This is a genomic window from Anaeromyxobacter sp. SG64 (assembly GCF_022690745.1).
Lineage (GTDB): Bacteria > Myxococcota > Myxococcia > Myxococcales > Anaeromyxobacteraceae > Anaeromyxobacter > Anaeromyxobacter soli.
Map to the genome: position 1 here is coordinate 1 of NZ_JALCZB010000024.1, position 14319 is coordinate 14319.

At 73.8% G+C, this 14319-nt stretch carries 13 protein-coding genes; 6 read left to right on the plus strand and 7 right to left on the minus strand.

What is annotated here, in order from left to right; translation table 11 throughout:
- Positions 1-174 precede the first annotated feature (174 nt).
- The gene (locus MNZ29_RS09680) at positions 175-996 is read left to right on the plus strand and encodes a hypothetical protein (RefSeq protein WP_242355031.1); all 822 of its coding nucleotides are present in this window, start codon (positions 175-177) and stop codon (positions 994-996) included.
- On the opposite strand, the gene MNZ29_RS09685 is transcribed toward MNZ29_RS09680, so the two are convergent.
- Complete coding sequence (locus tag MNZ29_RS09685) at positions 997-1602, minus strand: hypothetical protein (protein ID WP_242337290.1); 606 nt, start codon at positions 1600-1602, stop codon at positions 997-999. It lies immediately after the preceding gene.
- 407 nt (positions 1603-2009) lie between these two features.
- On the opposite strand from MNZ29_RS09685, the gene MNZ29_RS09690 reads away from it, so the two are divergent.
- Complete coding sequence (locus tag MNZ29_RS09690) at positions 2010-2705, plus strand: glycine cleavage system protein H (RefSeq protein WP_242337288.1); 696 nt, start codon at positions 2010-2012, stop codon at positions 2703-2705.
- Positions 2706-2833: 128 nt separating this feature from the next.
- Here MNZ29_RS09690 and MNZ29_RS09695 read toward each other — a convergent pair whose 3' ends face one another.
- Entirely contained in the window at positions 2834-4576 is a 1743-nt protein-coding gene (locus MNZ29_RS09695) for an acyl-CoA dehydrogenase family protein (RefSeq protein ID WP_242337286.1), read from the minus strand.
- 135 nt (positions 4577-4711) lie between these two features.
- A complete protein-coding gene (locus MNZ29_RS09700) occupies positions 4712-6100 on the minus strand; it encodes an IgA Peptidase M64 (RefSeq protein ID WP_242337284.1) in 1389 nt (462 codons plus the stop codon).
- A gap of 191 nt (positions 6101-6291) precedes the next feature.
- Between MNZ29_RS09700 and MNZ29_RS09705 the strand changes: the two genes are divergently transcribed.
- Both MNZ29_RS09705 and MNZ29_RS09710 read left to right on the plus strand, forming a co-directional pair.
- Positions 6292-6489 carry a hypothetical protein gene (locus MNZ29_RS09705; protein ID WP_242337282.1) on the plus strand — a complete coding sequence of 66 codons (198 nt, stop codon included), beginning with the start codon at positions 6292-6294 and terminating at the stop codon, positions 6487-6489.
- 164 nt (positions 6490-6653) lie between these two features.
- Positions 6654-7067: a response regulator gene (locus MNZ29_RS09710; RefSeq protein ID WP_242337280.1), complete on the plus strand. Its 414-nt coding sequence runs from the start codon at positions 6654-6656 to the stop codon at positions 7065-7067.
- A 54-nt stretch (positions 7068-7121) separates the two neighbouring features.
- Here the strand turns inward: MNZ29_RS09710 and MNZ29_RS09715 are convergent, their stop codons facing one another.
- From MNZ29_RS09715 to MNZ29_RS09730, 4 genes are all read right to left on the minus strand, one after another.
- Complete coding sequence (locus MNZ29_RS09715; RefSeq protein WP_242337278.1) at positions 7122-7976, minus strand: tetratricopeptide repeat protein; 855 nt, start codon at positions 7974-7976, stop codon at positions 7122-7124.
- 66 nt (positions 7977-8042) lie between these two features.
- A complete protein-coding gene (locus MNZ29_RS09720) occupies positions 8043-8633 on the minus strand; it encodes a HEAT repeat domain-containing protein (RefSeq protein ID WP_242337276.1) in 591 nt (196 codons plus the stop codon).
- A gap of 10 nt (positions 8634-8643) precedes the next feature.
- The gene (locus MNZ29_RS09725; protein WP_242337274.1) at positions 8644-10263 is read right to left on the minus strand and encodes a hypothetical protein; all 1620 of its coding nucleotides are present in this window, start codon (positions 10261-10263) and stop codon (positions 8644-8646) included.
- A gap of 56 nt (positions 10264-10319) precedes the next feature.
- Positions 10320-10991 carry a CoA pyrophosphatase gene (locus tag MNZ29_RS09730; RefSeq protein ID WP_242337272.1) on the minus strand — a complete coding sequence of 224 codons (672 nt, stop codon included), beginning with the start codon at positions 10989-10991 and terminating at the stop codon, positions 10320-10322.
- Between the two features lie 103 nt (positions 10992-11094).
- Between MNZ29_RS09730 and ilvD the strand changes: the two genes are divergently transcribed.
- Together ilvD and MNZ29_RS09740 are read left to right on the plus strand one after the other, a co-directional pair.
- A complete protein-coding gene (ilvD, locus tag MNZ29_RS09735) occupies positions 11095-12774 on the plus strand; it encodes a dihydroxy-acid dehydratase (RefSeq protein WP_308197056.1) in 1680 nt (559 codons plus the stop codon).
- Between the two features lie 78 nt (positions 12775-12852).
- On the plus strand, positions 12853-14229 hold the full coding sequence (locus tag MNZ29_RS09740; RefSeq protein WP_242355033.1) for an IS4 family transposase: 1377 nt from the start codon (positions 12853-12855) through the stop codon (positions 14227-14229).
- Positions 14230-14319 lie beyond the last annotated feature (90 nt).

A 14319-nucleotide genomic window follows, 5' to 3' on the forward strand; every position in this document is an offset into this window, starting at 1 on the left:
GGCCCTGCGGCGGGCGGACGAGGCGCGCGCGCGGGCGGAGGCCGCGGAGGCCGGCGCGGCGGCCCGGCGCGCGGAGCTCGAGGCGCTCGAGCGGGAATGACGTACCGTGATGTCGGTATCGCGCTCTCACGCTGAGTGTGCTCTCATCGGGGGCCTTCGGATCCGGAGGTCCCGATGGGACGTGTGCGAGACGCGCTCATGGACGTGCTCGGCGACGTGAAGGTGTTCCGCTTCCCGATGTGGATCGTCTACGACCCCGGCTCCTACAAGGTGAAGGGCCGCGACGCGCGCGCGGTGATCGACCGCGTCCGTCCCGGCGACGTGCTCGTCCGCGGCTACGACGCGTACCTCGACGGGAAGCTCATCCCCGGCCTGTTCAGCCACGTGGGGCTGTACCTCGGCCGCACCACCCCCGCCGACCGCGACCTCGCTCCGGCGGGAGCCCGCGAGCGGCTGGCCCTCGGCGAGCAGATCGTCATCCACGCCATCGCGGAGGGCGTCCTCACCGAGGACGTGCTCGACTTCTGCCGCTGCGACCGGCTCGTCGTGCTGCGCTTCCCGGCCCGGCTCCGGCAGCGGGCCGAGGCGCCTGCGGACGATCCCCGCGCCCTCGGTGAGGAGGAGCGGCTCGTGCGCGACCGGCTCGTCGGGGGCGGCGAGGTCCCGTTCGAGGAGGCGTGGCCGGTGGTGCGCCAGGTGGCGCTCGCCCAGCTCGGGCGGCCCTACGACTTCGACCTCGACTTCACCGACCTCGAGCGGCTCTCCTGCACCGAGCTCGTCCACCGCGCGACGCGCTCGCTCGCGCCGTTCCTCGGCGTGCAGCCCGAGCTCCACCGCATCCTGGGCCTCTCCGGCGTGGGCATCCTGCCCGACGCGTTCGTGCGCGCGCCGCTCGAGCTCGTCTACGCGAGCCCGTCGGTGCCGGCCGAGCGGCTCGCTGCGCTCAGGCCCGCACCGCCCCCGGAGACCCCCGAGCAGTCGGTCGCGGCGGCGTGATCAGTTCCCCCGCGCGCAGCGCGCGAGCGCGGCCGCCTTGGCGCGAGCATCGGACGACCACGCGAGGGTGCGGAAGGCGTCGGTCGAGAGCGCGAACCACGCGAGCGTGAGATCCGCGCCCTCCTCGGTCTGCTCCAGGCCGGCGAGGAAGCCCTTCGGGTCGGAGACCTCGATCCCCGACTGCTTCCAGATCTCGGCGAGGTAGGCCGCGCGCTCGGCGCTGCAGTCGGGGTGCGCGCTCCTCCGCGGGGCCGTCGTCTCTTCCCCCGCTCCCGTCCCGTTGCCGGCCACCGCGCCCGGCTGCGCGCGCGCGCCGCTGCGCGCCGTCGCCTGCTCGGGGCTCGCCGCCGGGGGGGGCTCAGCGCGCGCGAGCGCCGCCGCCGGGACGACGGTGAACGACCCGATCTCGTCGTCCTCGGGTCCGGCCTCCTCCACCCGCAGATAACCCTCGGGGAGCTCGATCGTCTCGCCCGGAGCGTAGCGCTTCCCCAGCACCTCCACCTGCGCGTCCCCTGCGTCGATGGTCCCCTCGGCCCGGGGCGGCTCCGGACGGGAGACGACGGGGATCGCGGCGAGCGCGGCGACGACGAGGAGCGTGCGCGACATGGCGGAAGAGCCCTCCGGCACGACAACGTTCGCGCGGGCTCGAGGGTACGCAAGGCTCCGGGTGCGCGCCTGTGGGGGAGGCGGGCACGCTTCATGGGGCCCTCGCCGCCGGGACGTACGGGAGCGGTGCTCCCGCGCGGGCGGGGGCGCCTGCCGGGTCGGGAGGACAGCGAGGAATTCACCATGCGTTGACGGACTCAACGTTCGCCGCCCACGCGCGCGGATTCAGGGCGGTTCCAGGCAGCCGACCGTGGGGGCCCGCTGAGAACCTCCACGCGGCGGGTTGCCGCGGGAGCGCGGACCCGAACGAAAACGAGGGCTCACCGGCCCGAGAGCGCTGGCCCGTCGCTTGCGAAGCTGGAGGGTGTCCCGCCGGGACTTCGACCGCGAAGAAAGGGAGCGCAACCATGACGACGTTCGTCTCCATCCTCGAGGCGCTGGGAACGTTCCTCCTCGGTGCTGCGGGGCGCTCGGCGCTGTTCCTCGCCGGGCTCCTCGCGCTCGCGCTGCCCGCCCTCGCGCTCGCCCTCGCCTGGCGCGCGCGTGAGCGCCGCCGCGAGGCCGCCCTGGCGGACGCGGGCGACCTCGCCTACCGCCGGGACGCGTACTACGCGCCCAACCACACCTGGCTCGCGCCCGCCGCGAGCGGGCTGCGCGTGGGCCTCGACGACTTCGCGCAGCGGCTCCTCCCCTCGGCGAGCGCGGTCGAGCTGCCTCGCCGCGGCATGCAGGTGCGCCGCGGCGATCCCGTGGCGGTGGTCCGGGCGGGCGGCCGCATCGTCCGGATCACCGCGCCGGTGGACGGGCGCGTCGTGGCCGTGAACGGGACCTTGCGCGGCGATCCCGGCCTCGTGAAGCGCGAGCCCTACGGGCGCGGCTGGCTCTTCGCCCTCGCGCCCTCGGACGGCGTCTACATGACGTTCCCGCAGGATCGCGAGGGCGGCGGCTGGCTGCGCCGGGAGCGCGAGCGGCTCGACCGCTACGTCGAGGAGGAGCTCGGCCTCGCGGCGGCGGACGGCGGCGCGCTCCCTCCCCCCGCGCCCTCCACCCTCGGCGAGGACGGCTGGCAGCGGGTCCTCGCGCTGTTCCTCCGCCCCGCGTGACGCGCGAGGGAGGAGCGGACCGACGGCGAGCGGCGGCCCGTCCCGGCGAGACGCGGGGGCGGGCCGCCGGCCTCAGGGCGCGGCTCCGTGCGGTCGAGTGACCGCGAACCGCGATCCGTCGCTCATCATCAGAGGTTGTCCCAGGCGTACCGGCCGGCCTCGAGGACGTGCTTCGCGAGCTGCTTCACGGTCGCGTCCTCGTTCTCGTCGATGCCGGCGAGGTTCTGGTCGACGCGCCGCTTCGCCTGGCGGGCGAGGGCGCGGAGGATCTGGCGCTCCATCTCCGCCGACGCCTCGCCGCGATCGTCGATCTTGGTGGAGACGCGCGCGAGCACCGCCGCGAGCGCGAACAGGTCCACCATGATGTCCGCGAGGCGCCGCGTCGCGAGCTGCTCGCCGATGATCTTCTTGCCGTGCTTGCGGAGGATCCGGTCCGCGGCCCGCGCGAGCGCGGTCGCGGCCTCCTCGAAGAGCGCCGCCTCCGGGGCGAGCGACGGGTGGAGGAGCGTGAAGCGGCCCTTCTCGCGGCGCAGGCCGGTCGCGAGCTGGGCGCGCCGCTTGGCGTAGTCGGAGAGGACCCCGAAGCCCTTGATGGGATCGGCGAACACCCCGCGCATGGAGCTCGACAGGTCCTTCAGCTCCTCGGCGACGTCGTTCATGGCGGTGAGCGCGATGAACAGGCGCAGGATCTCGTTCGTGCCCTCGAAGATCCGGTTGATGCGGCTGTCGCGCAGCGCGAGCTCGTAGGGCATCTCGCGCATGTAGCCCTGGCCCGCCGCGATCTGGAGCGCCTCGTCGGCGGTCCGCCACAGCGCCTCGCTCGAGAGCACCTTCGAGATCGCCGCCTCGACCGCGTAGTCCTCGTAGCCGCGGTCCACGAGCCCGGCGACGAGGTTCACGACGCTCTCCGAGGCGTAGCAGTCGATGACCATCTGGCCGATCTTCTGCTGGATCGAGTCGTAGCTCGCGATGGGCTGCCCGAACTGCACGCGGTCGCGGGCCTGGTGCACCGCGAGCTCGATGAGCCGCTTCATGCCGCCCACCGAGCCGCCCCCGAGCCCGGTCCGCCCGGCGTTCAGGATCTTCATGGCGAGCTTGAAGCCCTGCCCGATCTCGCCGAGCACGTTCGCCGAGGGGACGCGGACGTCCTCGAGCACGACGGTGGTCGTGGACGAGGCGCGGATCCCCATCTTGTCCTCGTGGGGACCGGTCGAGACGCCCTTCATGTCGCGCGTCACGATGAAGGCGGTGATCCGGCCGCGGCCGTCGAGCGAGGTCTTCGCGAAGACCGTGAAGAAGTCGGCGATGCCGCCGTTCGTGATCCAGAGCTTCTCGCCGTTCAGGATCCAGTCGTCGCCGTCGCGCACCGCCGTCGTCTTGATGCCGGCGGCGTCCGAGCCGGCGCCCGGCTCGGTCAGGCAGAACGCGGCGACGAGCTCGCCCGTGGCGAGCCGCGGCAGGAAGCGAGCCTTCTGCTCCTCGGTCCCGAACAGGAGCAGGCCGCGCATGCCGATCGAGCTGTGCGCGCCGACGGTCACCGCCACGGAGGCGTCGTAGCGGGCGAGCTCCTGCATGATGCGCGAGTAGGCGGTGGCGCCGAGCCCCAGCCCGCCGTGCGCCTCCGGGATGACGAGGCTGAAGAGGCCCGCGTCCTTGAGCTCGCTCACGAAGTCCTTCGGCATCTCGCCGGCCCGATCCCAGGCGCGGAAGTCGCGCTCGCGCCCGCCGAGCATCGACTTGAGCGTCTGGAGCACCGCCGCCAGCGTCTCCTTCTCGCCCGTCTTCGGCTCCGGGTAGGGGAGGAGGATCTCCTCCTCGATCTCGCCCATGCAGAGCGAGCGCATGAAGCTCGCGGTCCTCTTGTCGGTCATCGGGAGGCCTCCGGGCCGGTTGATTCGAGAATCATAACGCGCCGCGCCATCCGGGTGCGAGGGCATGGCCCGGCCCGAGGGGGTACGTCGGGCAGCGGCGGCGCGGCCGGTGGGGCGACTTCCCCGGCGTCCCGGTCAGCGTCCCTTCGCCGGGGCCGCGTACAGGTCGAACACCCTCGAGAGCGCCCGCCGGCACACCGCGCAGAACGGCACCGGATCGCGCGTGAACATCACGCAGTCGAGCTCCGGCCGGTAGTAGCCGCTCGCCTCGTAGTTCGCGCCCTCGAACGCGCCCACCTTCCCGGCGGTCGGGGCGGCGGAGAGGAGCGCCGTCTCCTCCTTCTGCTGGGCGAGGAAGAGGGCGTCCATCTCCGCCTCCGCCCCGTTGCGCGCGCGGATCGCCTTGCGCTGCTCCTGGAACTCCTTCGCGCGGCGGGTGAACTCCTCCTTCGGCCACGGGGTCGGCAGCGGCACGCCCGGCGAGAGCAGCTCCTTCCACTTCGCGGCGTGCGGGTCGGCCGTGACGTTCGGCTCCCACGGCTCGGGACGCGCCTCGCTCGGCAGGTAGGCGGTCTCGGAGGTGAAGTACTCGTCGGCGAGCGCAGCGAGCGAGTGGCCGAGCTCGTGGACGAAGATGTAGCCCGCCCAGCGGTTGTCCGCGGCGACGGTGGCGTAGAGGTTGAAGATGCCGCCGCCGCCGTAGGTCTCGGCGTTCACGAGGATGGCGATCGCGTCGTAGGGCGCGAAGGACGCCACGTCGCGCAGCGAGCGGTTCTCGAAGGAGAGGACGTAGCGCTCCGAGCCGAACGCGTCGTACGTGGCGCCGACCCGGCTGCGGCGGTGGATCCCCGTGAGCGGGCGGGAGACGCCGCGCTCCTCCGCCGGCGGGCAGATCCCCCACACGTTGAAGTCCCGGCGCCGCGACCGGTACGGCTCGTGCTCGAAGAGGATCTCCAGGAGCCGGCGCGCGTCCTTCTCGAACTTGGCGCGCTCCTTCTCGGTGTAGCCGTCCCCGACGAGCAGCAGGTCGAGCTTCGTCGCGGGGTCGCCCGCGTCCTGGAGGGCGACGACCGGGCCGGGCGACGGCGGGCGAGAGTCGTCCACGAACCGATCGTGCGGATCGACCACGAGCGACCAGACCTCGCGGAACGTCCGCTCCGCGTCGCGCTTCTTCACCACGAGCTGCACCGGCGCGGCGGGCGCCGGGAAGCGCACCGACTCGGAGAACGTCCGGTTCGCCTTGCGCGCCTCGTCGGTCAGCTCCCACTCGCCGAAGATCGAGGCGAAGCCGCGCGAGTAGAGGACCTTCTGCGTGCCGAGGTCGCGGACCTCGAAGAAGTACTTGCCGAGGTTCGTGTCGTCGACGGGACGGTCCGGCCGGCCGGGGAAGGGGAGGGGCTCGAGCACCACACGATCGAGGCTGAAGCGCTCGTCGGTGGCGGTGCCGGTGTGGAAGTAGTCGACCCGGAGCGTGCGCGGGGGCGCCGCGACGAGGCTGACGGCGGCGAGCAGGGTGGCGAGCATGGCGCGGGAGTGTAGTACGGGGCCTGCACCGCACGGGCCGGGGCGCGCGCCACGCCGGGGGCTCCCCGACCCTTCTGCGCCGATATCGCGAGGCTCCAGGTGGGAGGGCCCCAACCGCGAGCGCCTGAACGCCTGGGCGCACCACGCCGAAGGGGTTGCATCGTGCGCTGGGCGCGGTCTACTTACCGGGCATGGCGGCGCGGAACGACGATCGGCAGGGGCGGGCTCCGCTGAGCCCGAGGGACCTGCTCGAGTTCCACCCGTGGATGCTCGCGCTGGCGGTCTTCCTCGCCTGCGCGATCGGCATCGCGCTCATGGAGCAGGTCCGCGACGCCCGCGACATGTGGGCCGCGTTCCAGCCGCAGGACGACGCGGGCCAGCACCCCTGAACGACCTTCCCCCGTCGGACGATCGGCCCAGGACCTGTTTCGCATCGCGTCGCGCGCCGCTCCCCGTGAAGCCGGTACGGTCACCCCGGTAGCTCGACGGAGCGAACGGCGCCTCCCGCTTCTCCTCCGCGCCCCCACGTCACTAGCTTGCTCCGGCGGCACCGATGGCGCTCCTCCGCATCCTGGTCGTCGACGACAACCACCTCGTCCGCAGGCTCGTGAGCCTCATGCTCGAGGACGCGGGGCACGTGTGCCTCGAGGCCGAGTCGGGAGAGGTCGCGCTCGCGCTCGCCCACGCCGATCCGCCGGACCTCCTGCTGGTGGACGACGCGATGCCCGGCATGCGCGGCGCGGAGGTCGTCACCGCGCTGCGTCGCTCGCCGGACCTCCGCCTCGCCTCCCTCCCGGTGGTGGGCATCTCCGGACGCCCGGCGGCGCGCGTCGAGCTGTTCGCGGCCGGCGCCGACGTCTTCGTGCCGAAGCCGATCGAGGAGGGTGCGCTGCTCGCCGGGATCCGGGCCGCGCTCCACGCGCCGCGCCCCGGCGGCGCCGCGCCACCCGGCCAGCCTTCGGCGTGACGGCGTGCTCCGCCCGCCGTCCTCGATGATGAGCCCGGCGCGCGGGGGGCGCCGTCACTCCTCCAGCCGCACCGGGTCGTCACGCAGCCGGCAGCCCTCGTCGTCTCCCTCCGCGCAGGCGCGCTCGAACAGCGCCCGGGCGCGCGCCTCGTCGTGGGGCACGCCCGCGCCGAAGCGGAGGAGCACGCCGAGGCGGCTGCACCCCGCGGCGAGCCCGAGCTCGCAGGCGCGGGCGTAGCGCTCCGCGGCGCGCGAGCCGTCCGCCGGCGCCGCCCGCCCCTCCTGCAGCACCTTCCCCGCCTCGAGGCACGACTCCCCGTCGCCGTCCGCGCAGCGCGCCTCGCCGGCGGGCAGCGCCATCGCAGCGCAGGCCGCGTCCGCGCCGAGGCGACAGGCCCGCCACAGGAGCTCTCCCCGTCGCTCGCCGTCGGCCTCGCGGGCGAGCGCGAGGCACCCCTCGGCGGCGCCGAGATCGCAGGCCCGCTCGGCGAGGCGGTCGGCGCGGCCGGGCGGGGCGTCCGCCGCGAGCAGCGCGCACGCGCGGGCCGAGCCCATCGCGCACCCCTCCTCGCGGGAAGCGCGGGCCCCCTCCCGATCGCCCCGCGCCGCGCGCAGCTCGGCCGCGCCCGCGCACGCGTCGGCGACGCCGGCGGCGCAGGCGCGAGCGAAGAGCGCGAGCGCGCGCTCGGGATCGGGCCTGCCTGCGGTCCCCGCCTCGAGCACGCGCGCGAGCCCGTGGCACGCGAGGCGCCGGCCGGAGTCGCACGCCTCCTTCAGCGCGTCGGCGCAGCCGGGCTCGCCGCCGGGAGGCTGCGGCGCGCTCGGGAAGAGGGCGCGGTGCAGCGCGCAGGCGGAGGGCGGGAGGCCGGGGGCCTGAGCGAGCGCGAGCGCGACGAGGAGGGCGAGCACGGAGGTGGGGAGGATAGCGCGGAGCCCGGTGGAGCGGGTCGCGTCACGAGGCGCGCGATGGGGTCGCTACCGCTCGCAGGCGGCGAGCGCGCGCGCGAAGAGCCCGCTCCCGGCGGTCCCCTCGCGCCGGGCCTGCGCGCGGATGGCGGCGCAGGACGAGGCGGGGGAGCGGCGAGAGAGCACCTCGGCGGCGCCGGCGCGGACGCCGCGATCCGGATCGCGCTCGAGGAGCGGGCGCAGCGTGGCGTCGAGCTTCTCCCGGGGGACGAGCCGGCCGAGGCCGCGGATCGCGGCGCGGCGGACGGCGCGCGGCTCGTGGGTGTCGGCCGCGAGCGAGCGGTGCAGCTTCTCGGCGCGCGCGCCGCCTATGGCGGCGAGCCCCTCGAGCGCGAGGGCGCGGCGGGTGGGGAGCGCGTCGGAGGCCGCGACCTCGGCGAGCACCGGCTCGGCGTCCGGCCCGAGCGCGCGCCAGGTCTCCGGCCGGATCGGACGATCGATCGCGCCGAGGAGCTCGAGCGTCCTCGCGCGCACGGCGGGATCGCACGGGCGGGCCCCGGCCTCCGGCGCGCTCGCGCCGGGGGGCGTGCACGCGGGCGCGCGGGCGGCACCGGTGGAGGAGACGAGGGCGAGCGCGAGGGCGGCGAGGGCAGCGGTCATGGAGGCTCCGTCAGCGGACCGCAGGGTTGAGGCGCATGACCTCGGACTGCTGCGGCGTGACCGACCCGTTCGAGCGGGTGTCGTCGAGCAGCCAGAACATGAGGTTCGAGGCGCCGGCGCAGGTGGTGCCTGCGCCGGAGCAGTCGGCGCCGGTCACGTCGAAGGGCGTCTGCGAGGGGTCGGTGAGCTTGTCCTCGCAGGTCGCCCGATCGGCGACCGGCGCGCAGGTCGCGCAGGCGCAGGTGGGCGTGTCGGAGAGCGGGTCGAACATCGTGCCGGACCGCTCGGTCGTGTGGTACAGGCCGAGCCAGTGGGACGCCTCGTGCGCCACGATGAAGGCCATGCGGTCCGTGCCGCAATGCGCGATGTCGACCGTCCCGCCGCAGCTCCCCATGCCCAGGTCCGCGAGCGTCACCACCGCCCCCCCGTTCACGGTGCCGGGGACGCCGGACGGGCCGGGGATCGAGCCGTCGATGCCGACGATCGCGAACGGGTCGTTCGGGTCGTTCGCGGTGACGGTGAGCTCGTCCACGAGGAAGAGGTGGATCGACGGGCGCTGCGCCTCGGCGAGCGTGAAGAGCTGCGAGAGCGGATCGCACGGGCCGGTGGAGTCGATGTTCACGTTCGCGTACCTCGACTGCGCCCACGCCGGCAGGTCGTGGAGCACCACGCTGCCGAGGCAGAGGCCCGCGTGTCCGAGCACCGCCGCCACGCTCTGGAACAGGCGCGCGAGCTGCGGGTCGTGCGCGAGCCCCGCCGCGGTCGCGCTCGCCGACGCGACGTAGACGTCGACGTCGAGCGTGCCGGTGGAGGTGATGGGGCCCGCGCGCGTGAGGACCTGCACGTCGTAACGGCTCGAGCTGCTCCCCCCGGTGCACCCCGACATCGCGGCGCACTCGTAGGCGTAGTCGTTGACCGTGAGCGTCCAGGTGCCGGGCGGCAGCCCGCCCGCGCTGCGCGCGGCGTCCAGGCCGGGGGAGGTGTTGGGGAGCGTGAGCGCGCCGGAGACGGGCGTGAACCCCCCGTAGTAGCCGAGGAGGCCGGTGTAGTCGGGATAGCCGTTCGCGTCCTGGGGGATCTTGGCGAGCTCGTCGTAGAAGACCCGGGAGTCGGGTGCGGTGACGCCGGTGGGGACCACCGAGTTCGGGATCCCGAACGCGCACTGTCCGCTCACGCACTGCACCCCGGCCCCGCAGTCCGCCGTCACGCCGCACGCCTGCCCGGTCTCGAGGTAGACGAAGTCGGGCGCCGAGCCGGCGACCTCCTGGGAGACCACCGTCACGCTCCAGGTCCCCGGCGGCACCTGGAACTGCGCCTGGGCGCCGACCGGGAGCTCCCCGAGCGATTGGGCCCCCGGGTACACCGGCGCGCGGATGGGGGTCTGGCAGGCGGTGCCGGGATCGGGCGCCGTCATGGGATCGCCGAGGACGGCCGTGGGGTGGGAAGGCGGCGAGCAGGCCGCGGAGACGGGCGCCGCCGCCGCACACTTTCCGGCGATGCAGACGAGGACGCCGCCGCAGTCGATCGCGGCCTTGCACGTCTTTTCGGTCCCGCTGCTCTTCGACCCGCCGCCACAGGCGAGCGCGCAGGCGAAGGCGAGGACCGCGGCGGGGGCGAGTCGTCTGCGCACCGTCCGACATCCTAAGCTCCACCGCGGGGCCCGGCGACCCGCGAGGACGGGGCGCCTCAACGCGGGAGCTCCCCGTGGAACGCGCGGTCGAGCAGATCCGCGAGCACGCGGGCGGTGAGCCCCCACACGACGCGCGCCGGATCGGCGTGGAACGACCACACCCGCCACTGGCCGGTCGCTGCGTCCACCTCCTCGAACGGCACCCGCACCGAGAGGAGCGCCGCGGCGGCCTCGGCCGGAAGCCGCGCCGGATCCCACAGCGAGGCGCGCCGGTTCCCCGGGTCGAGCAGCCGGGCGAGCGGCAGCTCGAACGGCTCGGAGACCTCGGCCTCGGCGCGCACGAAGGCGGGGGGCGGGGCGGGCACCGCCGCGACCACGGGGGTGACGACGTAGCGCGCGATGCTCGGGACGTCGTCGAGCGCGCCGAGCAGCTCCACGCCGCCGGGCGCGAGCCCGACCTCCTCGTCGGCCTCGCGCAGCGCCGCGGCGAAGGCGCTCTCGCGCGGCGCGCAGCCGCCACCGGGGAACGAGATCTCGCCCTTGTGGTGCGGGAGCGTCTCGGTGCGGCGGGTGAAGAGCAGCGTGGGGCCCTCGGGCCGCGCCAGGATCGGGACGAGCACGCCCGCGCGCCGGAAGCCGGGCACCTCGAGCGCGCGCGCCGGCCGCTCGGCGAGCGCGGCGCGAACGCGGGCGATCGCCTCCTCGAAGCTCGGAGCGGGCGCGGCCATCGCCCGTGCTCATAACCGGACGGCGCCCTCGCCGCGAGCGGGCGGGCGGGCGGTCAAGCCGCGCGGGTTGACAACCCGGTGGCCGAATGGGGACAACCGGAACGTGCGCAGCGACATGATCAAGAAGGGGTTCGAGCGGGCCCCCCACCGCAGCCTGCTCCGCGCGACCGGCCTCACCGACGCCGACTTCGACAAGCCGTTCGTCGGGATCGCGAACAGCCACGTGGACATCATCCCGGGCCACTTCTTCCTCCAGGAGTACGGCCGGATCGCGAAGGACGAGATCCGCAAGGCGGGCGGCGTCCCCTTCGAGTTCAACACCATCGGCGTGGACGACGGGATCGCCATGGGGCACGCGGGCATGCTCTACAGCCTGCCTTCGCGCGAGCTCATCGCCGACTCGATCGAGACGATGATGAACGCGCACTGCCTCGACGCGCTCGTCTGCATCCCGAACTGCGACAAGATCGTCCCCGGCATGGTGATGGGCGCGCTCCGGGTGGACGTGCCGACGGTGTTCGTCTCCGGCGGGCCGATGAAGGCGGGCCACAAGGCGGACGGCACGCCCATCGACCTCACCACGATGTTCGAGGCGGTCGGCAAGCGCGCCCGCGGGGAGATGGGCGACGCCGAGCTGCACGACATCGAGTGCCGCGCCTGCCCCTCCGGCGGCTCGTGCTCCGGGATGTTCACCGCGAACTCGATGAACGTCCTTTGCGAGGCGATGGGCATCGCGCTCCCCGGCAACGGGACCATCCTGGCGCTCACCCCGGAGCGCGAGGCGCTCCTGCGCCGCGCGGCGCGCCGGGCGGTGGAGATCGCCGGCGACGAGCGCTTCCGGCTGCGGCGCATCGTCACGAAGGACGCCATCCACAACGCGATGGTGGTCGACATGGCGATGGGCGGCTCGTCGAACACCGTGCTGCACATGCTCGCCATCGCGCGCGAGGCGGGCGTCGCCCTCGACCTGAAGGACATCGAAGCGATCGCGGGGAAGGTCGCGCACATCGCGAAGATCGCGCCGTCGCTGTCCACCGTGCACATGGAAGACATCCACCGCGCGGGCGGCGTCCCGACGGTGCTGCACGAGGTGGCGCGGCGCGGGGGGCTCGTCCGCGAGGACGCGCTCACCGTGAGCGGCGAGACGGTCGGCGAGCGCATCCGCGAGGCGGAGATCAAGGATCGCACCGTGATCCATCCGCTCGAGGAGGCCTACTCGCCCGTGGGCGGCCTCGCGGTGCTGTTCGGCAACCTCGCGCCGGAGGGCGCGGTGGTGAAGACCGCCGGCATCGAGCCCTCGATGCGGAGGTTCACCGGCCGCGCGATCTGCTTCGACTCGCAGGACGAGGCGACCGCCGGGATCATGGCCGGCAAGGTGAAGCCCGGGCACTTCGTGGTCATCCGCTACGAGGGGCCGAGGGGCGGGCCGGGCATGCAGGAGATGCTCTCGCCCACGGCGCTCATCCAGGGCATGGGCCTCGGCGACCAGGTCGCGCTCGTCACGGACGGCCGCTTCTCCGGCGCGACGCGCGGCGCCTGCGTCGGGCACGTGTCGCCGGAGGCCGCCGAGGGCGGGCCCCTCGGCCTCGTGCAGGACGGCGATCCCATCACCATCGACGTGGCGGCGCGCGCGCTCACCGTGGACGTCCCCGACACGGAGCTCGCCCGGCGGCGCGAGGGCTTCCGCCCGAAGCGCAAGGAGGTCCGCTCCTCCTGGCTCAGGCGCTACGCGCTGCTCGTGTCGAACGCGTCCGCGGGCGCGGTCATGAAGACGGAGCTGTAGGACATGTTCGAACGGGGGCTGCGCCCTCAGGATCCTACACATCTGGCGTTCAGCGCCCCGCCGTGATCTACCCTCGCCATGGACATCCGCGGCGAGGTCGACACGGCGGACTTCGGTGACAAGCGGCTGAGCAAGCGGCTCGTTCGCCTCGCGGAGCAGATCGCGAAGGCGCCCGATCGGAGCTTCCCGAAGGCGGCCGGATCGGACGCGGCGCTGGAGGCCACGTACAGGTTTCTCGGAAACGAGGCCGTAACCCCCGAGGTGGTGCTGGTACCGCACGTTCGCGCCACCGTCAGTCGGTGCGCGAGCGCGGGCGCCGTCGTGGTCGCGCACGACAGCTCGGAGTTCCGGTTCAGCTCGGAGCGCGAAGGTCTCGGCCGAATAGCAGGTGACACGACGCACGGCTTCCTCGGCCACTTCGCGCTCGCGGTGGCTGCTCGCGACCGCGCGCCCCTCGGCATGCTCGGCATCGAAACCGTGTTCCGTGAGCGCGGGGGCCGGACGGCACGCCATCGCGAGCGTCGGCCCATGGAAGACAAGGAGTCGCGTCGCTGGGTGGACCTCGTTCGGCGCGCGGACGCGGAACTCGGCGAGGGCGTTTCCGCGGTGCATGTCATGGATCGCGAAGCCGACGGATACGAGCTGTTCGCGGCACTCGCGTCGGAGAACCGACGCTTCGTCGTTCGGCTGCAGTTCGACCGCGCCACAGAGACTGCGCTGGGGCGGGGCCGCATCAGCGATGTCCTCAGGGGCAAGAGGGCGCTGCTCACGCGGCAGGTGGCGCTCTCGGCGAGGTCGCCCCAACGGCGAGATCCTCCGAGCCGAGCGAAGAAGCATCCCTACCGGAGGGAGCGTTCGGCAACGCTCTCCGTGACCGCCTGCTCCGTGACGATCCTGCGCCCCTCACATCTCGGCGCGCGCGTTCCCGAACGCCTTCGCCTCAATGTGGTGCGCGTTCGCGAGAAGAACGTCGGGCGTGGCATCGATCCGGTCGAGTGGCGACTGGTCACGACCGAGCCCGTCGAGACCGCCGAAGACGTGGCAGCTATCGTCGACGCGTACCGCGCCCGGTGGGTTATCGAGGAGTTCTTCCGCGCGCTGAAGCAGGGATGCGCGTACGAGAAGCGCCAGCTCGAATCGAAGCACGCGCTCCTGAATGCGCTCGCGGTGTTCACACCCATCGCCTGGCAGCTGTTGGCGTTACGCCAGCTCTCCCGCGATGACGCAGATCTGCCGGCGGACCGCGTCCTCTCCCCCCTCAAGCTGATGCTCCTGCAGCGGCACCCCGACGTGAAGCTCCGGGAGGAACCCACCATTCGCGACGCGATGTTCGCCGTCGCGAAGCTCGGCGGGCATATCAAGAACAACGGCGAACCGGGCTGGCAGGTGCTCGGAAGGGGCTACGAAGACCTGCTGTTACTCGAGCGCGGAGCGGCGCTGGCCCTCAGGATGTGATCAATCCTGAGGGCTGCGCCCCCGCCCCGCCGACGGCTGGCCGCCGTCGTCGGGGACCCACCCCTGCTCGCCGGGTCCCGTGCGCCGCCG